The sequence below is a fragment of the Acinetobacter sp. S40 genome (assembly GCF_016624705.1).
Lineage (GTDB): Bacteria > Pseudomonadota > Gammaproteobacteria > Pseudomonadales > Moraxellaceae > Acinetobacter.
The window spans coordinates 18,560-41,587 of the sequence record NZ_JACVTU010000019.1 but is presented as its reverse complement, the minus strand read 5'-3'; the positions used below and the strand labels follow the sequence as shown (position 1 = coordinate 41,587).

At 40.6% G+C, this 23,028-nt stretch carries 20 protein-coding genes and 1 pseudogene; 11 read left to right on the top strand and 10 right to left on the bottom strand.

Annotation, left to right across the window (positions count from 1 at the left end):
* Positions 1-86: 86 nt before the first annotated feature.
* The 6 genes and pseudogenes from IAE19_RS16685 to IAE19_RS15305 form a co-directional block, all read right to left on the bottom strand.
* Positions 87-515 (bottom strand): annotated as a pseudogene (locus IAE19_RS16685) (DDE-type integrase/transposase/recombinase); the annotation flags it as partial.
* Between the two features lie 463 nt (positions 516-978).
* A complete protein-coding gene (locus IAE19_RS15325) occupies positions 979-1,422 on the bottom strand; it encodes a PaaI family thioesterase (RefSeq protein WP_200461781.1) in 444 nt (147 codons plus the stop codon).
* A 199-nt stretch (positions 1,423-1,621) separates the two neighbouring features.
* Complete coding sequence (locus IAE19_RS15320; RefSeq protein WP_200461780.1) at positions 1,622-3,691, bottom strand: EAL domain-containing protein; 2,070 nt, start codon at positions 3,689-3,691, stop codon at positions 1,622-1,624.
* A gap of 275 nt (positions 3,692-3,966) precedes the next feature.
* Positions 3,967-4,983, bottom strand: a complete 1,017-nt coding sequence (gene ilvC, locus IAE19_RS15315) for a ketol-acid reductoisomerase (RefSeq protein ID WP_200461779.1) — start codon at positions 4,981-4,983, stop codon at positions 3,967-3,969.
* A 115-nt stretch (positions 4,984-5,098) separates the two neighbouring features.
* Entirely contained in the window at positions 5,099-5,590 is a 492-nt protein-coding gene (ilvN, locus tag IAE19_RS15310) for an acetolactate synthase small subunit (protein WP_200461778.1), read from the bottom strand.
* Positions 5,590-7,314, bottom strand: coding sequence for an acetolactate synthase 3 large subunit (locus IAE19_RS15305; RefSeq protein WP_200461777.1), 1,725 nt, complete (start codon positions 7,312-7,314; stop codon positions 5,590-5,592). The genes ilvN and IAE19_RS15305 overlap by 1 nt, the downstream gene beginning before the upstream one ends.
* 533 nt (positions 7,315-7,847) lie before the next feature.
* On the opposite strand from IAE19_RS15305, the gene IAE19_RS15300 reads away from it, so the two are divergent.
* From IAE19_RS15300 to IAE19_RS15270, 7 genes are all read left to right on the top strand, one after another.
* A complete protein-coding gene (locus IAE19_RS15300; RefSeq protein WP_200461776.1) occupies positions 7,848-8,222 on the top strand; it encodes a DUF4124 domain-containing protein in 375 nt (124 codons plus the stop codon).
* Positions 8,223-8,386: 164 nt separating this feature from the next.
* A complete protein-coding gene (leuS, locus tag IAE19_RS15295; protein WP_200461775.1) occupies positions 8,387-11,026 on the top strand; it encodes a leucine--tRNA ligase in 2,640 nt (879 codons plus the stop codon).
* Positions 11,027-11,095: 69 nt separating this feature from the next.
* Positions 11,096-11,620, top strand: a complete 525-nt coding sequence (gene lptE, locus IAE19_RS15290) for an LPS assembly lipoprotein LptE (RefSeq protein ID WP_200461774.1) — start codon at positions 11,096-11,098, stop codon at positions 11,618-11,620.
* 20 nt (positions 11,621-11,640) lie between these two features.
* A complete protein-coding gene (gene holA / locus IAE19_RS15285) occupies positions 11,641-12,630 on the top strand; it encodes a DNA polymerase III subunit delta (protein ID WP_200461773.1) in 990 nt (329 codons plus the stop codon).
* 102 nt (positions 12,631-12,732) lie between these two features.
* Positions 12,733-14,079: a MacA family efflux pump subunit gene (locus tag IAE19_RS15280; RefSeq protein ID WP_200461772.1), complete on the top strand. Its 1,347-nt coding sequence runs from the start codon at positions 12,733-12,735 to the stop codon at positions 14,077-14,079.
* A 2-nt stretch (positions 14,080-14,081) separates the two neighbouring features.
* A complete protein-coding gene (locus IAE19_RS15275; protein ID WP_200461771.1) occupies positions 14,082-16,073 on the top strand; it encodes a MacB family efflux pump subunit in 1,992 nt (663 codons plus the stop codon).
* Between the two features lie 11 nt (positions 16,074-16,084).
* Complete coding sequence (locus IAE19_RS15270) at positions 16,085-17,488, top strand: efflux transporter outer membrane subunit (protein ID WP_200461770.1); 1,404 nt, start codon at positions 16,085-16,087, stop codon at positions 17,486-17,488.
* 193 nt (positions 17,489-17,681) lie between these two features.
* Here the strand turns inward: IAE19_RS15270 and IAE19_RS15265 are convergent, their stop codons facing one another.
* The 3 genes from IAE19_RS15265 to orn form a co-directional block, all read right to left on the bottom strand.
* On the bottom strand, positions 17,682-18,485 hold the full coding sequence (locus IAE19_RS15265; RefSeq protein WP_200461769.1) for an enoyl-ACP reductase: 804 nt from the start codon (positions 18,483-18,485) through the stop codon (positions 17,682-17,684).
* Between the two features lie 144 nt (positions 18,486-18,629).
* On the bottom strand, positions 18,630-19,361 hold the full coding sequence (locus tag IAE19_RS15260) for a Bax inhibitor-1/YccA family membrane protein (RefSeq protein WP_200461768.1): 732 nt from the start codon (positions 19,359-19,361) through the stop codon (positions 18,630-18,632).
* 165 nt (positions 19,362-19,526) lie between these two features.
* Complete coding sequence (gene orn, locus IAE19_RS15255; protein ID WP_200461767.1) at positions 19,527-20,078, bottom strand: oligoribonuclease; 552 nt, start codon at positions 20,076-20,078, stop codon at positions 19,527-19,529.
* Positions 20,079-20,199: 121 nt separating this feature from the next.
* On the opposite strand from orn, the gene rsgA reads away from it, so the two are divergent.
* The 4 genes from rsgA (at position 20,200) to secB (ending at position 22,522) form a co-directional block, all read left to right on the top strand.
* Positions 20,200-21,258, top strand: coding sequence for a ribosome small subunit-dependent GTPase A (rsgA, locus tag IAE19_RS15250; protein ID WP_200461766.1), 1,059 nt, complete (start codon positions 20,200-20,202; stop codon positions 21,256-21,258).
* A 92-nt stretch (positions 21,259-21,350) separates the two neighbouring features.
* Positions 21,351-21,767: a rhodanese-like domain-containing protein gene (locus tag IAE19_RS15245; protein ID WP_200461765.1), complete on the top strand. Its 417-nt coding sequence runs from the start codon at positions 21,351-21,353 to the stop codon at positions 21,765-21,767.
* A gap of 10 nt (positions 21,768-21,777) precedes the next feature.
* The gene (grxC, locus tag IAE19_RS15240; RefSeq protein WP_200461764.1) at positions 21,778-22,035 is read left to right on the top strand and encodes a glutaredoxin 3; all 258 of its coding nucleotides are present in this window, start codon (positions 21,778-21,780) and stop codon (positions 22,033-22,035) included.
* A 28-nt stretch (positions 22,036-22,063) separates the two neighbouring features.
* Positions 22,064-22,522 carry a protein-export chaperone SecB gene (secB, locus tag IAE19_RS15235; RefSeq protein ID WP_200461763.1) on the top strand — a complete coding sequence of 153 codons (459 nt, stop codon included), beginning with the start codon at positions 22,064-22,066 and terminating at the stop codon, positions 22,520-22,522.
* Positions 22,523-22,583: 61 nt separating this feature from the next.
* Here the strand turns inward: secB and cybC are convergent, their stop codons facing one another.
* Positions 22,584-22,970, bottom strand: coding sequence for a cytochrome b562 (cybC, locus tag IAE19_RS15230; RefSeq protein WP_200461762.1), 387 nt, complete (start codon positions 22,968-22,970; stop codon positions 22,584-22,586).
* Positions 22,971-23,028: the final 58 nt, after the last annotated feature.

Sequence of the window (23,028 nt, the reverse complement as noted above, 5' to 3'; positions counted from 1 at the left end):
GTAATGTCCAAAAGCATCCAGTTGAGTGAGATACACCACTTCATCAGCGATTGGACTGCTTCCAGTATCATAGGCATGAGACAACTTTATTTTGAAGCTGCTTCAAATGCTTCTGAACTTATCCCATCGAAATACGAATGACGTCTGATTCGATTGTAAAACATCTCGTTATAATCAAATACATTTGCACGAACCATTTCTCCTATTTTATAGATCCTTTTTTAATTCTTTTTTCAAGCTACTACAAAAGATTCAACAACAGTATTATCACATGAGCAACCGCGCAAGGCCTCTGTGACTCATACTTAGAACCAACTTATGCTTCTGACAGAATCACTACTATATATACTGTGAGCCTTAGTCTGAGTGCATGATCACAGGTTTATTCAGCCTGCGTGCCATACCGCCATTAAAAGTGCATCTAATACGATATCCTTAGCTAGCGTAGGTTTCATTGACCAACCAATGACTTTTCTCAAATATAAATCAATAACCACTGCCAGATATAACCAGCCCGGTCATGCGAATATTATTTATATTAGTCATCTTAGAAATATCATTTCTTAAGGTACCCGGCGTGTTTAACAAACCCTGGACTTGAATGGTTAGGTGGTACAATCTGAGGAAGCACGACCATAGCTTTTATGCGTCTTATATCCTCGAATAGCAACAATGCTATCCCAGCGTGATGCGATGATAACTATAGATGCTTATAACCCACATCGTAAAAAAACGGATAAACAGCTTCATCTTTAAATTCTGGGGTATATTGTTGTCCACTCATAATGTTCCCTCCTATGAAGAAAATAGACTATATTTGTCAAAGAGAGGAATAGCAGTCCAATCCCATCACTTCAGCCAAGCCAATTCATGCATTAAAGCTCTCTTACATCGGATTTAGCCAGTTTAAATTTAGATTTGATGATCATGTCCTGTATTCATCTAAGTTGGAAACTTCATCGCAACTTTGTTTGTTTTTCAGGCCTCTCTAGCTCGAATAATCATGTTAGTCGCTGTAGCATGTGCATATAGCTTACCCTCTTCATCACGTAAATAACCCTCAGAAATCACTAAATTTTTTCCAATATTAATGACCTTCCCTTCAGCAATCAGTTTTTTATTAAATGGCATGGGACGACACATTTTAATCGCTAAATCTGTGGTGCCATAAGCTTCGCCGACAGCCAAGACGGTATGTGTGGCACAGCCTGTCACCGAGTCAAGTACAGTTGCTGCAAAACCCCCATGTACCCCCCCTAAAGGATTGGTATGGCGTTCATCCGCAATAGCTTCAAACACAATTCGCCCTTGCTCAACTTCGAGTGGTTGCATCGGCATAGTTTTGGCAATGCCTGGTGCTGGAAACAAACCTTTGGCAAAAGCTTGCATAATTTCTAATCCTGTCATTTTTTTAAGATCCATAATCACTTATCTCCTGAATCATCTTTTTAAAATTGATAAAAACTACAAGTCTCACTGCATTGAAATAAACCTTTCTATTTAAGCAAGCCTAAACACTATACATAATTAAGTTCTAAAATAGAACTTGATATATGGAAAAATTTTAAGCCTTTGAATCTATTTAAAATTCTTCAATATTTAAGCTTTGAAAAACTAAGATTTAGGCAAATTGGTGATTTTCTTTGTAAATAGTCAAACGATCTACTGAAACAGGCGTTCCCAATAAATATCCTTGTAATTGATGGCAGCCTAACCGACTTAAAATTGCAGCCTGCTGAGGCGTTTCCACCCCTTCTGCAGTTACACATAACCCCAATTTTGTTGCAAGCTGAATAATACTTTCCAAGATAATTTCTTCTTTAGAACCAGGTTCCAGATTAATAATAAAACCACGATCAATTTTAAGTTCATCTACAGGTAAGTCTTTTAAATATAGAAAACTAGAATGTCCTGTACCAAAGTCATCAATCGCGATACGAATCCCCAGTTCACGTAAACGTTCAAAAGTACGAATACTCATATCAATATGTCGCATCGCTGTGGATTCGGTAATTTCTATAATTAAATGATCAGGTTGGATATTGTATTTTTCTATAAGATCTTCGAGTGTAGAAAATAATTTTTTATTTTCAAACTGTATCGCAGAGAGATTAACCGCAATGGGATAAAACGGGACTTCCTTAGCGACCCATTCCTGAATTTGCTTACAAGCCTGTTCAAGCGCCCAATACCCCATAGGCACAATTAAACCCGTTTTTTCAGCGCCATCAATAAACATATGTGGAGTTAACAATCCTAAGGTCGGATGTTGCCAACGGATTAAAGCTTCAACGCCACAAATTTTTTGATTAATCGTAAATTTTGGCTGATAAAACAAAACAAACTGCTGATCATCGACTGCTTTATACAAATCATTAATTAATTTTGACTGACTTTTTGCTTCATTCTGTATGCTAGAGTAATTAAATAAGGTACTGGTATTACGACCCTGTTCTTTAGAGATCAACATTGCTGCATCAGCATTAATCAACAGATCCTGTAAATTGCCACCATGTTCGGGGTACATTGCAATTCCAACACTGGCAGATAAATTAATTTCTTTACCCGTTATGAGATAAGTTTCCTGAACCTGCTGTAAAATATCTTCCGCAAGTTTTGTCGCCTCAGCCACTGTCGTATTTTCAATAATGAGTAAAAACTCATCTCCTCCTATACGTAAAAACTTAGATCTTTCATTAACATACCGATGAACACGATTCGCCATTTGAATCAAAAGTTGATCACCCACATGATGTCCAAAAGCGTCATTCACCGATTTAAACCGATCCAGATCTAAATACAAAAAAGCAATTTTTTGATCGCGTAAACGATGTTCAGCAAAAATAACCTGCGCATAATCAACTAAAAATAGTCGGTTAGGTAATTTTGTAAGGTTATCTTTGGTCGCCAATCCAGCAAGTTCTTTATTTAATTGAGATAGCGCATGATTGCGTTCTTCAAGTCTTAGCTCAAGTACGGCCACGCAAAAACCCGCAACCAAAATTAAACTTGTCACAAAGATAATGGTAAACAAGAATAGTCCCTGACCTGCCTCATAACCCACTAAAATATGGTTAATGTGGCTTGGAATAAAGGTTGTTGCGGCCATTCCCGTATAGTGCATGCCGACGATACTTAAAGCCATCGTGACTGCAATTGCCAATTTTAAACCTGTTTTTCGCTCAATCGCATTCTTATATTTAAAAATGAGAAAAAAAGCCAGTCCAGAACCACTAACTGCTATGAGCACCGAAAATACAACCATCAGGGGATCATAAGCCAGTTGATGCCTTTCAATGACCAACCCCATCATACCTGTATAATGCATGCCTGAAATACCAAGTCCCATCAACACAGAACCGATCACTAAACGTGCCAATGGCAACGTAGGGCGTGAGGTCAGCCAAAGTGCAAATAGGGAAGCAGCAGCAGCGATTACATAGGAAAAAATGGTTAAACCCAAATCAAAAGAATAGCCTTCGGGTAACTGGCAGGCGAACATTCCTACAAAATGCATGGACCAAATAGCAAAACCTAAAATCAGGCTACTAGAAATTAAAATTAATTTTTCAAATTTTTTATAAGTATCTTTAAAAATCAGCTGTTCCATAGAAATAGCAACATAGCACACTATAACAGCGACTAGAACTGAACCGAATACAAAGGTATAGTCATAATCAACATGTACCATACAAAATTTCCATGGTTATTAGATACTTGTTTTTATTTTGAAAGTTAGATAAACAGCTATTTCCCTGCTCATCAAAACCCTCTACACATCAAGTTTTTGACGTTCTTAAACAATACCACTATCACCACGAAGGTCAAGTTTTTTTTATCTTAAAAATCAACAGAATAAAAACACAAATTCAGATGTTTTTATGAATTAAATCACGGGTTTCCATTGAACCTGTGAAAAAGAAAAACCCTGCTTTTTGCAGGGTTTTCACATAATAAAGAAAGAAATTAGTTCTTTTCTTTATCTACGATTTTATTCGCTTGAATCCAAGGCATCATCGCACGTAACTTCGCACCAGTTACTTCGATGCCATGCGCTGCATTTTGACGGCGACGTGCAGTCATTGATGGATAATTCAATGCGCCTTCCTGAATGAACATTTTCGCATATTCACCAGACTGGATACGCTTTAATGCATTACGCATTGCTTCACGTGATTGATCATTGATCACTTCAACGCCAGTCACATATTCACCATATTCAGCGTTGTTAGACACTGAGTAGTTCATATCAGCAATACCGCCTTCAAACATTAAGTCAACGATAAGTTTAAGCTCATGTAAACATTCAAAGTAAGCCATTTCTGGTGCATAGCCAGCTTCAACCAAAGTCTCGAAGCCCATTTTAACCAATTCAACCGCACCACCACAAAGAACCGCTTGCTCACCGAATAAATCAGTTTCGGTTTCTTCTTTGAATGAAGTCTGGATAATACCTGTACGTCCACCACCTACGCCAGAAGCATAAGAAAGCGCAACATTACGCGCGTTGCCAGAAGCATCTTGATGAATTGCGATTAAATCAGGAACACCTGAACCGCGTTGGTATTCAGAACGTACTGTATGACCTGGTGCTTTAGGTGCAACCATGATTACGTCTAGGTCTTTACGTGGAACAACTTGGTTATAAAGAATAGAGAAACCATGAGCAAATGCTAAAGTCGCGCCTTCTTTAATGTTTGGTTCGATCACATCACGATAAAGTTGTGACTGGAACTCATCTGGAGTCAAAATCATGACCAAGTCAGCTTGAGCAACAGCAGCTGGAACTTCAGCAACTTTCAAACCAGCATTTTCAGCTTTTTTCCATGAAGCAGAACCAGCACGTAAACCAACAGTTACGTCAACACCAGAATCTTTCAGGTTAAGCGCATGTGCATGACCTTGTGAACCGTAGCCAATGATTGCTACTTTTTTGCCTTGGATAATAGATAAATCACAGTCTTTATCGTAAAAAATTTGCATCTGCTGTCTCCACTAAAATTTTTTCATTTCCCTTGCTTTACAAGGACAGATCTTTTGTAAACTCCCCCATTACCCTAAGGTAATTTCCTCTTTTATAAAAGGCAGGGAGAGATTGCTAAATAGTTAAAACTTTTTCACCACGGGCAATACCAGATACGCCCGAACGAACAACTTCCAAGATGGTATTTTCAGCAAGTGCATCAATAAAACCATCCAGTTTATCTGTTGTCCCTGCAATCTGAATGGTATAAGTCGTGGGCGTTACATCAACGATTTGCGCACGAAAAATATCCGCAGTGCGCTTAATCTCAGCACGTGCTGCACCCAACGCCTTGACCTTAATCAACATGAGCTCACGTTCGATATGTGAACCTTCTGAAAGATCCACAACTTTTACCACCTCAACCAGTTTATTAAGCTGTTTAGTGATTTGCTCGATCTTGTGATCATCACCATACGTGGTTAATGTCAACCGAGATAAAGTTTCATCTTCAGTAGGGGCGACATTAAGTGTCTCAATGTTATATCCACGTTGGCTAAATAAACCAACCAAACGAGAAAGCGCACCAGCTTCGTTTTCAACGAGTACAGAAATAATATGTCTCATTATGTGCGCTCCCCTTTTCCTAACCACATGTCTTGCATAGACTGACCAGCGATTAACATTGGATAAACATGCTCAGTACGATCAACCATGACATTAATGAACACACATTTATCATTAATTGCCATCGCTTCGGCTAACTTAGATTCAAGCTCATCTGCATGTTCAATTGTAATTCCAACATGACCATAAGCGTCCATGAGCTTAGCAAAGTCAGGTAATGATTCAACATAAGAACTTGAATGACGACCTTCGTAATTCATGTCCTGCCATTGTTTTACCATTCCTAATGCACGGTTATTCAGGCAAAGAATTTTGACATTTAAGCCATACTGCTTACATGTCGATAATTCTTGAATACACATCTGGATAGATGCTTCGCCAGTAATACAAACAACCTGTTGATCTGGGAATGCCAGTTTCGCTGCCATTGCATATGGCAAGCCAACTCCCATCGTTCCTAAGCCACCAGAGTTGATCCATTGGCGTGGACGTTTGTACTTATAATATAAAGCACCAAACATTTGATGCTGACCAACGTCAGAAGTAATAATCGCTTCACTATTAGTAACACGATCCAAGGCTTCGACTACTTGTTGAGGCTTCATGACACCATTTTGTCCAGCCTCGTAACGCAAGCCATGAACTTTTCGCCATTCATTGATTTGAGACCACCAATCAGCAATTGCTTCTGGATTTGGCTTAGACACATTCATTTGTTTGAGTTGGGCTAGCATTTCCTGAAGAACTGGCTCTACCGCTCCCACAATTGGGATATGCGCCATAATTGTCTTAGAAATCGTTGCTGGATCAATATCAATATGAATAACTTTGGCGTTTTGACAGAACTTGGCAGGATTATTGGTCACACGGTCATCAAACCGAGCACCAATCGCCAAAATTACATCGGCATTGTGCATTGCCATATTGGCTTCATACGTGCCATGCATTCCTAGCATACCCACGAACTGTGGATCATCCCCTGGGAACGCACCTAAACCCATTAAGGTATTAGTCACTGGATAACCCAACAAATGCGCCAGTTCAGTCAATAATGCAGAAGCATTGCCCTGAACTACACCACCCCCGGTATAGATCATTGGACGTTGTGCTGAAACCAACTCATCAATCGCTTTACGAATTTGACCAGAATGTCCACGTGAAGGCGGTTGATAAGAACGCATCTTCACTTTTTCAGGATATTCGTATGCAAATTTTTCAGCTGGGTTAGTTGCATCTTTTGGAATATCAATTACAACGGGTCCTGGACGGCCAGAAGAAGCGATATAAAATGCTTTTTTGATAATGGCAGGAATTTCACTGGCGTGACGCACCTGAAAACTGTGTTTAACGATAGGACGGGAAATACCGACCATATCCGTTTCCTGAAATGCGTCTTCCCCAATTAAATGGCTAGCAACCTGACCAGACAAAATCACCATTGGGATTGAGTCCATATAAGCTGTTGCAATTGGAGTGACGGTATTGGTTGCACCTGGGCCTGAAGTGACCAGTACTACACCAGTTTTACCTGTTACGCGTGAATAGGCATCGGCCATATGGCCTGCTGCTTGCTCATGGCGTACAAGATAATGATTGATTTTGTCTTGTTGAAAAAGCGCATCATAAATATGTAAAACTGCGCCGCCTGGATATCCAAAAACGTGTTCAACGCCCTCATCCGCAAGTGCGCGAACGAGCATTTCACCACCAGATAAAAGTTCCAACGTGATTCACCCTAGTCTTTTTGCACCATTTATGGGAGACATAAATAGTGTGTCATTCATTTACTTTCTGCACTGTTATAGCACACATACTTGCAAGTTTTTGCTGTAATAGGAAAAATTTCTAAACTGATAACCGTATAAGTTGTTTCAGCTTCATTAAAGAACTGTTGGGATAAACAGCACTTGAGCAAAATCACCCTCTCGGCTAGAGAGAATGTCCATTACAAACCATGACATTTATTCGAAGGGTGATCGAATAAAGGCATATAAAACTAAAGCGAACATTTTTTATGTTTCAACTATTAAAGTCAAGGCAAAATGTAGGCTTTTTGCCGTTTATTTTTTGTGTGTATATTTTTAAACCAAATTGAATGGGTTTTAATCGATTTATTCACACCATTTGTCGTATTTCCTCTTTTCATTTTTGTTCATTTACCGCAATTTAAATAGTATGATTTAGAGTATTGTCATTTAACTTTATTTACGGCCTTTTTCTTTGTGAAACAAGGTTGTTGTTAATGGAAATTTAGGTTATGAACCAGCAAGTATCGTATCGCCGTAAAGTATATTTTTTAGCGCAAAGCGTTGTTATGGCAACCCTGATGCTTTTTGCCACTCAAAACCATGCAGAACAATATTATAAATGGGTGGATAGCAAAGGCTCAACACACTATACGGCTACCCCTCCACCTAAAGGGTCAAAAAAACAAGGGCAAGTGAATACGTACGGTCATACTCCTCGCCCTACCCAAAACAATGAGTCAAATCATCAGCAAACTCAGCCAAATACAGAAAATGGCAACAAAAACCAGCCAGCAACACCAGCGGTCAATACACCACAGATAACTCCTAAACCAGAACAATCTGCGCCTAGTGTTGCACCAAGAACAAATCAAGCGACCTATTAATTACAGTTAAAACATCCATACATCGACAGGCCCTGATAAATCCTCGGCCTGTTTTTTTAATATTGTGCATAAAATCCGTTGCACAATATGCGCTTTTTTTCTGATTTTGCGCTATGCTGTGCAGCAATATTTTTTAACTTTACATTGTTGTCCTTAATACGTTTATGACTACATCTCACATTGACCCCGAATATCAAGCAAGTGCCATTGAGCCTCAAGTACAAACTGACTGGGAAACTCGCAAGGCATTTAAAGTTGCAGACACTGTTGAAGGTAAACATCGCTATATTCTGTCGATGTTCCCTTATCCAAGTGGCAAACTGCATATGGGGCATGTGCGTAACTATACTATTGGCGACGTGATCAGCCGTTTTCATCGTTTAAAAGGTGAAACTGTTTTACAACCAATGGGTTGGGATGCTTTTGGCTTACCCGCTGAAAATGCAGCGATTGCCCATAAAGTTGCTCCTGCAAAATGGACTTTTGAAAATATCGCTTATATGCGTGACCAATTAAAAAAATTGGGCTTGTCTGTTGATTGGGATCGTGAATTTGCAACATGTACACCCGAATACTATCACTGGGAACAATGGTTATTCGTACAGCTCTACAAGAAAGGGTTGATCTATCGAAAACTTTCAACTGTAAACTGGGATCCTGTAGACCAAACCGTTTTAGCCAATGAACAAGTTGAAAATGGTCGTGGATGGCGTTCAGGTGCATTGGTGGAAAAACGTGACATTCCAATGTACTACTTCCGCATCACCGATTATGCACAAGAATTATTAGATGATTTAGATACATTAAAAGACGGTTGGCCACAACAAGTCTTGACTATGCAGCGTAACTGGATTGGTCGTTCTACAGGAATGGATATTACGTTTCCTTCTGCCGATCCGACAGTTTATGCTGATAGTTTAACGGTTTATACCACACGTGCCGATACTTTAATGGGTGTAACTTATGTTGCGGTTGCAGCAGAACACCCAATGGCTCTCCAAGCTGCTGCCATCCAATCAGAAGCAGGCCATCCAGAACTTGCAGCATTTATTGAAGAATGTCGTATGGGTTCAGTGGCGGAAGCAGATTTAGCCACTGCCGAGAAAAAAGGCATGGCAACGGGTCTGTTTGTGAAGCATCCAATAACTGGCCAAGACTTGCCTGTGTGGATTGCCAACTATGTATTAATGTCATATGGTTCAGGCGCTGTCATGGCGGTTCCTGCGCATGATGAACGTGATTTTGAATTTGCCAATAAGTTCAACTTACCAATTAAACAAGTAATTGATGCCAAAGGTGCCGATGATGCTGAATATTCGGCAACACAATGGCAGGAATGGTATGGTTCAAAAGAAGGCAAACTGGTTAATTCTGCCGAATTTGATGGTTTAGATTTTCAAGCAGCATTTGATGCGTTTCTTGCGAAATTAGAACCAGAATCATTAGCTAATGCTAAAGTTCAATTCCGTTTACGTGACTGGGGTGTTTCTCGTCAGCGTTATTGGGGTTGTCCAATTCCAATGATCAACTGTGAAAAATGTGGTCAAGTCCCTGTTCCAGAAGATCAACTGCCTGTGGTATTACCGACTGATGTCGTTCCAGATGGTTCAGGCAACCCGCTAAATAAAATGCCAGAATTCTACCAAACTACATGCCCAAGTTGTGGTGGCGAAGCACGTCGTGAAACTGATACTTTAGATACTTTTGTTGAATCATCTTGGTACTATGCACGCTATGCATCTCCTGATTTTACTGGTGGTCTGGTTAAGCCTGAAGCAGCACAAAGCTGGCTTCCAGTAAACCAGTATATCGGTGGTGTAGAACATGCCATTCTGCACTTGCTTTATGCACGTTTCTTCCACAAATTAATGCGTGATGAAGGCGTAGTACAAGGCAATGAACCCTTTACCAACTTATTAACGCAAGGCATGGTGTTGGCAGATACCTTCTATCGTGAAGCGGAAAATGGTAAAAAAACATGGTTTAATCCAGCCGACATTCTTTTAGAAAAAGATGAAAAAGGGCGTATTCTTTCTGCGAAGTATTCTGGCGATGGTCAAGAGGTTGTAATTGGCGGACAAGAAAAAATGTCCAAGTCAAAAAACAATGGGATTGACCCACAAGCGATTATTGATCAATACGGTGCAGATACGGCTCGTGTATTTATGATGTTTGCGGCTCCACCTGATCAATCCTTAGAATGGTCGGATGCAGGTGTTGAGGGTGCGAACCGCTTCTTGAAACGGGTATGGCGTTTAGCTGCGGGTTTCTTGGAACAAACTAACCCAGCAATTGCAATTGATACAGCAAACCTTTCTAAAGATGCGCAAGATTTACGCCGCAAAACGCATGAAACCATTCAGAAGGTGAGTGATGACATCGAACGTCGCCATGCATTTAATACGGCGATTGCCGCATTGATGGAATTACTCAATGCCAGCAATAAGTTTGAAACACAAAATGATAATGATGTTGCGGTATTACGCGAGGCCATTACTACTTTATTAACTTTGCTTGCGCCATTTGCACCACATTTGAGTCAAACCTTATTGGCGCAGTTCGGTATCGATTTGGTTCAGACTGAATTTCCTTTGGTTGATGAGTCAGCCCTGACCCGCAACACCCAAACAATCGTGGTACAGGTCAACGGTAAATTACGTGGTAAATTAGAAGTTTCCGTCGATATTTCAAAAGATGATTTATTGGCGCAAGCAAAAGCATTACCAGAAGTTCAGCAATTCTTGACAGGTCCAACCCAAAAAGAAATTGTTGTACCGAACAAACTGGTTAACTTAGTGGTTTAATTTCCATTTAAATGACATCCTCTTCCGAGCGCTTTAGCCTTTGGAGAGGTTGCTGAGGTATAAGACAGCATGCATTTCGCTCAACGTATAGCAGCAGTTATCATCACTTTAGGCTTAAGCGCAAGTCTGGTTGGTTGTGGTTTTTATTTGAAAGGAACCAATCCGACTGCCGCACCGCTAGCTTATCAAAAGTTAAATTTGGTGTTGCCTAAAAAAACAGATGAACTCGAGAAACAGCTCAGTGTTTACTTGGCAGCGAGTGGCGTGCAATTGAGTAATGCCAATGATGCCTATACCCTGCGTGTACTTGAGTACACTCCACGCCGTCAGTTACTTAATGGGAAGTTGACCGAAGTTTTATTACGTTTGACTGTTACCTTCCAGATTGAAGACCATCAAGGTAATCCGATTACCGCACCTCGCACACTAACTGCTGCACGCAGTTATCAGTATGATCTGGCCACAGTGAATACCGAAAATCAGGAAGAGAGCTATCTAGACCATATTGTTATCGATGATATTGCTCAGCAGATTGCGCGCCAGATTGCTGCCAATCGGTTACCCAAAATTACGCCACAGAGTACATCAAACTAGATGTATCTCTTGATTGTTTTATGAAACTGGATTATTTACAAGCATTAAAACGTGTCCAAGAGGCGCGTGGTGCATGGATTTTGCACGGGCAGGAACCATTACTCGAACAAAACTTACTTGATGCATTTCGTAAAAGCTGGCAACAACAGGAAATTGAACGCCAGCGTTATGACATCAGTAGTGTGAATGACTGGAAAACTGTTTTTAATGCGCTAAATAGTTTGTCCTTATTTTCACAGCAACTTGCTATCGAAGTCCATGGCAATATCAAACCCGATGCCAATGGCTTAAAACAACTCAAGCATTATTTACAACATAATGAGTCCAATCTCCTGCTGATAGTCTTACCTAAACAGGATAGCTCAAGCTTGAAATCAGCTTTTTTTCAGACAGTGGAAGCCAATGGTGTCGTGGTTCCTTTAACTGCTACCTATCCTCAAGATCGTCAGCGTATTTTAGGAATTGAAGCAGAAAAGTTGGGAATTCAACTGGATCCTGATGCATGGGCATGGCTCATGCAGCATCATGAACATAACCTATTAGCTGCAAAAAATAGTTTAATGCGAGTGAATGATACCTTTCCAGATCAAAACCTGATTCAGATTGATCAACTTTATGCCTGTTTACAAGATCAATCACGTTATACCACTTATGATTTAAGTGATGCCTTATTGGCAGGCAATCTGGCACAATCCATCAAAATTTTTCAATATCTCGTTGCATCGGGTGAACCAAACAGTTTGATTTTATGGACACTCAGCAAAGAAATGCGGCTTTTAATGCAGTTATTTGAACAGCCACAAAACGCCTTACAATTGGGAATCTGGAAAACCAAAGTTTCCCTCTATCAACAGGCGCTACGACGTTTAAATCCACAACAATTTTTAAGTTGGCCGACACTACTCCTTCATATTGATGCTGCGATTAAGGGAATGTCGAAAGAAAATCCAGAACATTTGATTCAGCAAGGTATTGCGGAACTATGTGGTAAAACGTTGTTTCCGCATTAAAATCATTCTTTACTGTTGCATTAAATCAATAAAAATATTCACGTTTTATCCTTAATTAACTTCTATACTAGTGCCAAATTACGTCAAACTCCAGATATTGCTATGCCAAAAATAAAAGCGTCTAAAATGATTATTGCAGTGGTATGTGTTGCCATTATTGCTGCACTCGCATGGGTATTCCTTAAGCCGAAACAACAACAACCCCAATATATTACTGAAACTGTTTCACGAGGGGATTTGGAAAATACCGTACTGGCGACAGGTACACTAGATGCAACCCGTTTGATTAGTGTCGGTGCACAGGTTTCAGGTCAGGTTAAAAAAATGTATGTGCAATTGGGAGATGAGGTGAAGCAAGGGCAATTAATTGCTCAAATCGACTCGACCACGCAAGAAAACAGCTTAAAAACGGCCGATGCCAATATTAAAAATCTGGAAGCGCAGCGTTTGCAACAAGAAGCTAACCTCAATGAAAAGCAATTGGAATTTCGTCGTCAGCAACAAATGTATGCTCAGGACGCCACCTCAAAAGCAGAATTAGAATCTGCAGAAGCGGCTTACAAAACTGCACAGGCTCAAATCAAGGCACTTGATGCTCAGATTGAATCTGGCAAAGTTACTCGTTCTACTGCACAAACCAATATTGGTTATACCCAGATTGTAGCACCTACCGATGGTACGGTCGTTGCTATCGTGACAGAAGAAGGTCAAACCGTAAACGCCAATCAGTCTGCGCCAACGATTGTCAAAATTGCAAAATTGCAAAATATGACGATCAAAGCACAGGTGAGTGAAGCGGATATTATGAAAGTTGAAAAAGGTCAGCAAGTGTACTTCACCACACTGGGCGATGATAAAAAACGTTATGCGACTTTACGTCAAATTGAACCAGCGCCAGATTCTATTGCCACTGAATCCAGTAGTTCATCTAGCTCTTCAAGTACCAGTAGTAGCAGTGCTATTTACTACAATGCGCTATTTGATGTACCGAATGAAGATGGTAAATTGCGTATTGATATGACGGCTCAAGTTTATATTGTATTAGATTCAGTGAATAATGCGTTATTGGTTCCATCTTCAGCATTATCTAGTCGCCCTGCAAGTGCACAAAATCGCACTCAAACTCAAACTGCTGGTGCTTCTACACCTAGCGCAGAGCACAAACGTGATAAAGACAAAAATACACCACGCCTAGAACGTCTAAATCTTAGTGCAGCACAAAAACAAGCTGTAGAAGATGGCAAGGCCAGTTTAAGTGTAGTTCGGGTGTTAAAGGCGGATGGTTCAGCACAGCCTAAACAGGTATTGATTGGAATCAATAACCGTGTCAATGCCCAAGTGATTGCAGGTTTAAAAGAAGGTGATCAGGTCATTATTGCCGATAGCTCTGATACGTCAGCTGCTTCTGCCAATAGTGGTAATCGTCGTCGTGGACCAATGGGAATGTAAGCATGACTCAACAAGCTTTGCTTGAAGTCAGCAATCTGGTACGAGAGTTCCCTGCTGGCGATAGCACCGTTCAAATTTTAAAAGACATTAACCTGACGATTTATCAAGGCGAATTAGTTGCGATTGTCGGTCAATCAGGTTCAGGTAAATCAACCCTGATGAACATTCTGGGTTGTCTAGATCGCCCGACCAGTGGTAGCTATAAAGTCAGTAGTCAAGAAACTGGTAAATTAGAACCTGATGAACTGGCGAAATTACGCCGTGAATATTTTGGCTTTATTTTCCAGCGTTACCACCTACTTGGTGATTTAACGGCTGAAGGCAATGTCGAAGTTCCTGCCGTTTATGCTGGAGTCAATCCAGCTGAACGAAAACAACGGGCAAGTGCTTTACTTACTGAACTGGGGTTAGGTAGTAAAACTCAGAACCGTCCCAGCCAGTTATCTGGTGGCCAGCAACAGCGGGTTTCTATCGCACGCGCGCTGATGAATGGTGGTGATGTAATTCTTGCCGACGAACCGACAGGCGCTCTTGATTCACATAGTGGGGTCGAGGTAATGCGCATTCTCAGGGAATTAAATGCTGCGGGCCATACAGTTATTATCGTCACCCATGATATGCAGGTTGCTAAAAATGCCACCCGGATTATTGAAATCAGCGATGGTCAAATTATTGCCGATCGTGTCAATACCCCAGAATATGAAAGCGAACTGAATACAGACCCTGATGCAGCACCGGCCCTAGCCAACAAACAATCAAAAGGCAAAAGTGTCTCGGCCTTGCGTTCTGCACTGGATCGTCTTTCTGAAGCATTCCAAATGGCTTTACTGTCCATGAATGCCCATCGTATGCGTACTTTTTTGACCATGTTGGGCATTATCATCGGGATTGCATCCGTGGTAACGGTGGTCGCTTTAGGAAATGGATCACAAAAGCAAATTTTGGAAAATATTAGTAGTCTAGGAACCAATACGATTACTGTGTTTCAAGGAAGAGGCTTTGGTGATAACTCAAAAACTGCGAATTTTAAAACACTCGTTCCCGCGGACGCAGATGCTCTGGCCACACAACCTTATGTCAGTGCCGTTACACCGATGGTCAGTACCTCAAAAACAATTCGTTATCAGGAAAATGAAGCGAACGCGACCATTAATGGTGTGGGCAATGATTACTTTGATGTTAAGGGCTTAACCTTTAAAGATGGACAAAGCTTTGATGGACGTAGTGTCCGTGATCGCACACAGGATGTCGTGATTGACACGAATACCCAAAAACAATTTTTTTCCGATGGGACCAATCCTATTGGTCAAGTTGTGTTGTTGGGAAGTGTACCTGCACGTATTATCGGGATTGTAGAACCTCAAACCAGCGCAATGGGGTCAGATGACACCCTTAATGTCTATATGCCTTATACCACGGTCATGAGTCGTATGCTTGGTCAGACCAATGTGCGTAATATTATTGTCCGGATCAATGATCAATATTCCACCAGTGCTGCGGAAAATGCCATTGTGAATTTATTGACCTTAAGACACGGTCAGCAAGATATTTTCACCATGAACAGTGACAGCATCCGCCAGACGATCGAAAAAACCACCAGCACCATGACGTTACTGGTATCCGCAATTGCCGTGATTTCATTGGTTGTAGGTGGCATTGGCGTCATGAATATTATGCTGGTTTCGGTGACTGAGCGTACTCAGGAAATTGGGGTACGCATGGCTGTTGGTGCGCGTCAAAGCGACATTCTACAACAGTTTTTAATAGAAGCCATTTTGGTCTGCTTAATTGGAGGCGTTTTAGGCGTCCTGCTGTCACTCGGTTTGGGACAGTTAATTAATAAAGTCGCTGCGGGTAACTTTGCCGTTGCTTACTCCACTACCTCTATTGTTGCAGCCTTTGTATGCTCTACTTTAATTGGTGTGGTATTTGGATTTTTACCTGCTAAAAATGCCGCAAAACTTGACCCTGTTGCAGCGCTGGCCAGAGAATAATAGGAAGCATTATGCCATCATTTAAATTAACCGCTTTATGTGCTTTATTGATTGCGTCATCGACATTAGTGGGCTGTGCTGCTGTTGTTAAAACACCCTATCAGGCTCCGGCGATCCAAACGCCTCAGCAATTCCAATATGATCAAGCAAATAAAAATGCTGCATATGACAGCTATGCAGACCGTTGGTGGACATTATTTGGTGATCAACAACTTAATCAACTGATAGATCAGGTGATTGCAAAAAATACTGATCTTGCGGTTGCGGGCATCGCAATTCAACAGGCACGTTTAAAAGCTGGACTAGCAGCTGATCAACAAGGTCCTAGAGTAAGTTCAGGCGTTTCTGCGGGACATCAGATTGACCTTAACTCCGGTGATGACAACTCACAGGGACTCTCTTTAAGTGCAGGAGTCAGTTATGAACTGGATTTATTTGGTAAACTGGCACGTCAAACCGAAGCATCTAAATGGGAAGCTCTAGCGACTGAGCAAGATTTACAGGCAACAGCTCAAACCCTGATTGGAACCACGGCGAAATTGTATTGGCAATTGGCTTATCTAAATGAGAGTCTTGCGACAGCTAAACAAAGTTTAGCAACCTCTGAGAAATTGTACAGTTTGGTAAATAGCCAATATAAAGCAGGTGCCGTTTCAGGCTTGGACCTGACTCAAGCGGAGCAATCAGTACAAAGTCAAAAAGCCAATTTAAGTCAAATTCAGCAAAGTTTGGTGGAAACGCGTACTGCCATTGCCGTGTTGTTACATATTCCTCTACAGCAATTAAATTTACAAGAACCCCAACGTCTGCCGCAAGTTAGCCTACCGCAAATTGCAGCGGGTTTGCCTGCTGATATTCTGTCACGCCGTCCTGACTTAAAAGCATCTGAACTTCGTTTACGTGAAAGTTTAGCCACCAAAGATGCCACTACTGCAAGCTACTATCCTTCGATTAACCTGACAGGAAATCTAGGTTCGAGTAGTACATCCTTGACTGAGCTGATTAAGAACCCTGCCCTGACTTTGGGTGCCAGTCTTAGCTTACCTTTTCTGCAATATAATGATATGAAAAAAAATATTGCAATCAGCCAGTTGGATTATGAAAAAGCAATTATTCAATATCGTCAGACTTTGTATCAGGCATTTGCTGATGTGGAAAATGCACTTTCGGCGCGTACAGAGTTAGATAAACAAGTGCAGCTACAACAGCGTAATCTGGAACTTGCAGAAAAAGCCGAGCGTTTAACGGATGTCCGTTACCGTAATGGTGCAGTAGCCTTAAAAAATGTACTGGATCAACAAGAAACCACCCGTTCTGCACGATTAAGTTTGGTCAATACTAAACAGAGTCAATACAATGCCTATGTCACATTGATGCAAGCATTAGGTGGTTCGCCTATACAGCAATTACCTTAACCTTGATAAATCACTCGATCTGCTGCACCCGAAAAACTGAATATTTTTATTCTAATTTGAAGGGTGCTTTTTTAGGGTTAAAAATAAACTCTGCTAAAGAGTACTGACCTGAAAAATATGATTTTATTTAAAAATCCAGATCAAATAAAAAAATGATGCCGAAGCATCATTTTTTTATTTTATGAATAATATTTTATTCATCATCCATCATTGATGCGCTCATACCCACCGTATTAAAGCCAGCATCAACATACATAATTTCACCCGTAATCCCTGAAGCCCAAGGTGAACACAGGAATAATGCCGCATTACCAACTTCTTCAATAGTGACATTGCGTTTCAATGGAGAAATCTTTTCATTAGCATCAAGCATTTTACGGAATGATTTAATTCCTGATGCCGCTAAAGTACGAATTGGGCCTGCTGAGATCGCATTTACACGAATGCCATCGACGCCCAAACTTGAAGCTAAGTAACGCACACCCGCTTCGAGTGATGCTTTTGCCATACCCATAACATTGTAATTTGGCATAACACGTTCAGAACCTTGATAAGTCAAAGTCAATAAACAGCCCTGACGAACTTGTAATAAAGGTTTGGCTGCACGTGCCATTGCCACAAAGCTATAAGCACTAATGTCATGTGCAATACGGAAACCTTCGCGATCCGTCACATCAGTAAAATCACCATCCAATGTATGTGCAGGTGCAAAGCCAATTGAATGGACAACACCATCCAAACCGTCCCAATGCTTTGCCAATTCTACAAAGGTATGTTCAATTTCAGCGTCTACACCAACATCACAAGGAAATACCAGTGATGAACCAAATTGTGCTGCGAATTCATCAACACGTTTTTTTAATTTTTCATTGGGATAAGTAAACGCCAGTTCTGCACCTTCACGATGCAATGCTTGCGCAATACCAAAAGCGATTGATAATTTACTTGCAATACCAGCAATCAAAAAACGTTTACCAGCTAATAGTCCTTGTGCCATGGGTAACTCACCTGAAAAAATTTATATGCATAATGCCAAGCTTCTAGCCTTTGCGAAATTGCATAATGCACCTTTTTTGCATGTTCATAAAAAAATCGCTCTATTTAGAACGATTTTTTATAGACTTAGACTCAAATACCGATTTTAGTCATTCGACAAAATACCAATCAAACGCAAGAAAGAAATATACATCCAGACCAAAGTAGACAATAAAGCAATGCCACAGACCCATTCAAAAGATTTAGGGGCATGTTGTGCTGCTGCAGATTCGATCAAGTCGAAATCAAGAATCAGATTAAGTGACGCAATCACCGCTACAAATGCTGCAAATCCAATACCGAGCCAATTACTTTCAAAAATATAAGGAATAGCCGAAGAAAAAGCTAAACTCATGACTAATTGGACAACAAATACAATTGCAATTGCAATGGTGGCAGACATGACAACGGCTTTGAACTTCTCAGTCGCCCGGACAATCTGGAACTTATATAAGCCAAACATCACCAATGTGGTCACAAATGTTGCTAATAAAGCCTGTAACGGCGCACCTGGAAATTTCGCCTGAAACATAAACGAAATACCACCTAGAAATGCACCTTCAAATAAAGCATAAGGAACAGCCAATACGGGTGCTTTTGAAGACTTAAAGGTCGCAACCAAAGCCAAAATCAAACCACCGATTGCCCCTACCCATGTGGCTGCAGAAGCAAGCGCAACATTCATGGTCAAAGCACAATAAAAGAACAAGGCTAAACCTGTAATGGCAGCAATAATCGTTAAACCAATTGATTTTTGTACCGCTCCAGCAACCGTCATGGACTGACTAAAGTCACTATAGGTTTCAACCCGAGTTAAAATTGGGTTATTACTTTGCATACTTATCTCATTGTTTTAATAAAATTAATCATATAAACATTGTAAGGGCGTTTTATAAAAAACCAATGTCGCAAAAATTTGTTTTTGTAACAATGTTTAGTGAAAACTGTAAAAAGAGGTGATAAAACACCTCTGATTACTTAGCTCAATTCTCTCGTAATTTTTTTAATTTTTAATGAAAAAGTATTCGCGATAGTATTTCAGTTCAGCAATTGAATCACGTATGTCATCCATCGCCAAATGTGAGGCATTTTTTTTCAAACCACTCATAATTTCTGGACGCCAGCGTTTAGCGAGTTCTTTAACACTTGATACATCCAAATTACGATAATGAAAAAACTGTTCCATTTCAGGCATGAGACGATGCAAGAAACGACGATCCTGACAAATAGAGTTTCCGCACATCGGTGAACTTTTTGGATTAACCCATTTTTTTAGAAATTCAAGCGTTTGTTGTTCCGCATCCTGAGCGGTTAGCTTGCTACGGCGTACACGTTCAATCAAGCCAGATTGTCCATGTTGACGCGTGTTCCATTCATCCATAGCATTTAAAATACGATCTGGCTGATGCACCGCTAAAACAGGGCCTTCTGCCAAGATATTTAAATGATCATCTGTAATAATTGTTGCAACTTCAATAATTTGGTCATTGTCTGTATCTAAACCCGTCATTTCAAGGTCGATCCAGATTAACCGTGTATCTAATGTGCTGCTCATGAATATGAAATCTTAAAGGCTTGAAAAACATCAATAGTAGCAAATTTATTGCATCTTGGCTGTAATTCCATAGTCAGTTCATGCTATTTTTGCCACCTCAAACAGTGGGTTTTAGGAATGAATGGCTCTAATTCGTAAACGGCGCTTAACCGAGCAACAGCAACGCCGCATAGACAAACAACATAAAGCACGACAAGAAGAGGTTGATACGTCTAATGATCTGGAAGGCTTGGTCGTGCAGCACTATGGTCGTCAGCTTGAAGTACAGGCCTTATCTGTTCAGGAACCGCATTCTGAAAAACCAGTTGTTGCTGAAGGGGAACCCGAACCTTTTTGGAAACCGATAGACATCGGTAGCGTCTGGCGTTGTCATACTCGCACCAATCTTGAACTTTTGGTTACAGGTGATCGGGTGAAATGGCAAGCCGATCCCAATACAGGTTTAGGCATTATTACGGCAATTCACCCACGTAAATCCTTACTGACTCGCCCAGATCGCTATCATAAGGTCAAGCCCGTGGCAGCGAATATTAGCCTGATTGTAATTGTAATTGCCCCTTTACCCGAACCTGCCCCTAGTCTGATTGATCGCTATTTGGTTGCCTGTGCAGATGCCAATATTCCTGCACTTTTAGTGCTCAATAAATCTGATTTACTTAAAGACAATGATCCAATTTTAACGTTGCTAGATGAATATAAAACCTTGGGCTATGAAAGTCTGATTTGTCAGGCTAAAGGCGATTTATCTGCTTTACGCGAACGTCTTGATGGTGAAACAGTCGCTTTTGTAGGGCAATCTGGTGTCGGTAAAAGCTCATTAATTAATGCCATCGTGCCAGATGCAGAGCAAAAGACCAATGTCATTTCAGAAAACTCGGCTTTGGGGCAACATACGACGACATCAACTCGTTTAATTCGCTTCGGTAAAAATGGTGCATTGATCGACTCGCCAGGAATACGTGAATTTGGACTCTGGCATTTAAATGCCGACAAAATTCGTGAAGGTTTTCCAGAAATTGCGGCACATCTGGGTCATTGTCAATTCCGTAATTGCACTCATACTCATGAAAAACAATGTGCACTTAAAGCCGCGGTTGCAGCAGGTGAAATTTTACCGCGTCGTCTGGAAAGTTATTTACGTTTAAATGAGGAAATTCAGGATGCGCAACAAAAAAGTTAATTTTCTCGCAAAATTACCCTTGAACTGGTGATTTTGATCACCATGTATATGAGCTATACTCTACGTCAATTTTGAGCTTAATTAGGTGACTTGTGGAACGCTGGTTGGAGTTTATGGGGAATCACCCCTTTTTGTTTGGAATACTTGCTGTTTTAATCGTTTTGTTCTTTGTCTTTGAAGGGCAACGTAACGGCCGCAAGATTTCACCACAATCACTTGGAATTTTAGTGAAAGCTAAAAATGCCCAATTGATTGATCTACGTGATGCAGGTGATTTTCGTGAAGGTCATATCAGCGGTAGCCGTAATATCCCTTATAGCCAACTGACAAGCCATGTTGATGAGTTAAAATCAAGTGATCGCCCATTGGTATTCATTTGTAATTTAGGTCAGGTTGCAGGGAGTGCCCTGCAAAAAGTAGGTCATTCTGATAGTTATCGTCTCGATGGCGGAATTAGCAATTGGAAAGCACAAGGCCTGCCACTGGTAAAAAGCAAAGCCAAAGCTTAAGGAGAAATTTATGTCTGCAAATATCACGATTTACTCGACCACAATGTGTCCGTATTGTGTCCGTGCAAAACAGCTTCTTGAGCGTAAAGGCGTTGAGTATAAAGAAATTAATTTATCCAAAGAAGCACCTGAAGTACGTGTTGAATTGATGCAACGCACCAACCACCGTACTGTGCCTCAAATTTTTATTAATGATCAGTTTATTGGTGGTTTTGACCAGCTTTACGCTTTAGAGCGTGATGGTAAACTCGACCCATTACTGGCCTAAACTCGCTTAAATTGTTAAGGAAAAAAGAATGAGTGAAGAACAACAAACTCAACCACAACTCGCTTTAGAACGTCTTTATACCAAAGACATTTCATTTGAGGTTCCTGGGGCACAGGTATTTACTAAGCAATGGCAACCAGAGTTAAATATCAATCTTTCATCTTCTGCTGAAAAAGTTGATCCAACTCACTTTGAAGTGTCATTGAAAGTAGTGGTTCAAGCCAATAATGATGGCGAGACTGCGTTTATTGTGGATGTCACTCAAGCAGGTATTTTCTTGATTGAAAATATTGAAGAAGAACGTCTTCCATACATTTTGGGCGCTTATTGCCCAAACATTCTGTTCCCGTTCTTACGTGAAGCAGTTAATGATATGGTTACAAAAGGCAGTTTCCCTCAATTGTTGTTAACACCAATCAACTTTGATGCTGAATTTGAAGCCAATATGGAACGTGCTCAAGCAACCGTTGCTGAAGGTCAGGCGTAATCGTCAACTCAAAAAAACCACCAAAAAGGTGGTTTTTTTGTGCCTAGTATTTACTTACCCATCATTTAAATTTTTTGTGATTTTCATTGCGAATATCTAGTAAGTTTTTAGCCTCTACTTTCGCCTGAGCTAATTGATTGTCCTTGACCAAGCCAGAAGTTTTATCAATTTCGGCAACAAGTTGATCAAGTCCAGCCTGATATGCTTTAACCTCAGCACTATTATCTGGCTGATTTTTTAATTTATTTGGTTTGGATTTTTTAGAATCAAGCGCTGCTAACCGCATTTTTGTGAGCGCAGAATTAGCATCATTACCGTTGGTTGATTTATTAAAATCTGCATATGCTGTTGCAATTGTTACCATGTTGTCGTGTAAAGTCGCTGCCGTCGCAAGGTGGCTAAATCCAAAACAACCTAGAAACAATGCACTGAACCATACTTTTTTCATCGGTGCATTTCCTATGTAGTCAATCATTTGACTGCTTAAACATAACCAGATTTAAAAA

What these genes read in the sequence shown, in the direction of transcription:
- IAE19_RS15325 (WP_200461781.1), bottom strand. Translation starts at nt 1,422, where the DNA reads ATGGATCTTAAAAAAATGACAGGATTAGAAATTATGCAAGCTTTTGCC.
- IAE19_RS15320 (WP_200461780.1), bottom strand. Translation starts at nt 3,691, where the DNA reads ATGGTACATGTTGATTATGACTATACCTTTGTATTCGGTTCAGTTCTA.
- ilvC (WP_200461779.1), bottom strand. Translation starts at nt 4,983, where the DNA reads ATGCAAATTTTTTACGATAAAGACTGTGATTTATCTATTATCCAAGGC.
- ilvN (WP_200461778.1), bottom strand. Translation starts at nt 5,590, where the DNA reads ATGAGACATATTATTTCTGTACTCGTTGAAAACGAAGCTGGTGCGCTT.
- IAE19_RS15300 (WP_200461776.1), top strand. Translation starts at nt 7,848, where the DNA reads ATGAACCAGCAAGTATCGTATCGCCGTAAAGTATATTTTTTAGCGCAA.
- leuS (WP_200461775.1), top strand. Translation starts at nt 8,387, where the DNA reads ATGACTACATCTCACATTGACCCCGAATATCAAGCAAGTGCCATTGAG.
- lptE (WP_200461774.1), top strand. Translation starts at nt 11,096, where the DNA reads ATGCATTTCGCTCAACGTATAGCAGCAGTTATCATCACTTTAGGCTTA.
- holA (WP_200461773.1), top strand. Translation starts at nt 11,641, where the DNA reads ATGAAACTGGATTATTTACAAGCATTAAAACGTGTCCAAGAGGCGCGT.
- IAE19_RS15280 (WP_200461772.1), top strand. Translation starts at nt 12,733, where the DNA reads ATGCCAAAAATAAAAGCGTCTAAAATGATTATTGCAGTGGTATGTGTT.
- IAE19_RS15275 (WP_200461771.1), top strand. Translation starts at nt 14,082, where the DNA reads ATGACTCAACAAGCTTTGCTTGAAGTCAGCAATCTGGTACGAGAGTTC.
- IAE19_RS15270 (WP_200461770.1), top strand. Translation starts at nt 16,085, where the DNA reads ATGCCATCATTTAAATTAACCGCTTTATGTGCTTTATTGATTGCGTCA.
- IAE19_RS15265 (WP_200461769.1), bottom strand. Translation starts at nt 18,485, where the DNA reads ATGGCACAAGGACTATTAGCTGGTAAACGTTTTTTGATTGCTGGTATT.
- IAE19_RS15260 (WP_200461768.1), bottom strand. Translation starts at nt 19,361, where the DNA reads ATGCAAAGTAATAACCCAATTTTAACTCGGGTTGAAACCTATAGTGAC.
- orn (WP_200461767.1), bottom strand. Translation starts at nt 20,078, where the DNA reads ATGAGCAGCACATTAGATACACGGTTAATCTGGATCGACCTTGAAATG.
- rsgA (WP_200461766.1), top strand. Translation starts at nt 20,200, where the DNA reads ATGGCTCTAATTCGTAAACGGCGCTTAACCGAGCAACAGCAACGCCGC.
- grxC (WP_200461764.1), top strand. Translation starts at nt 21,778, where the DNA reads ATGTCTGCAAATATCACGATTTACTCGACCACAATGTGTCCGTATTGT.
- secB (WP_200461763.1), top strand. Translation starts at nt 22,064, where the DNA reads ATGAGTGAAGAACAACAAACTCAACCACAACTCGCTTTAGAACGTCTT.
- cybC (WP_200461762.1), bottom strand. Translation starts at nt 22,970, where the DNA reads ATGAAAAAAGTATGGTTCAGTGCATTGTTTCTAGGTTGTTTTGGATTT.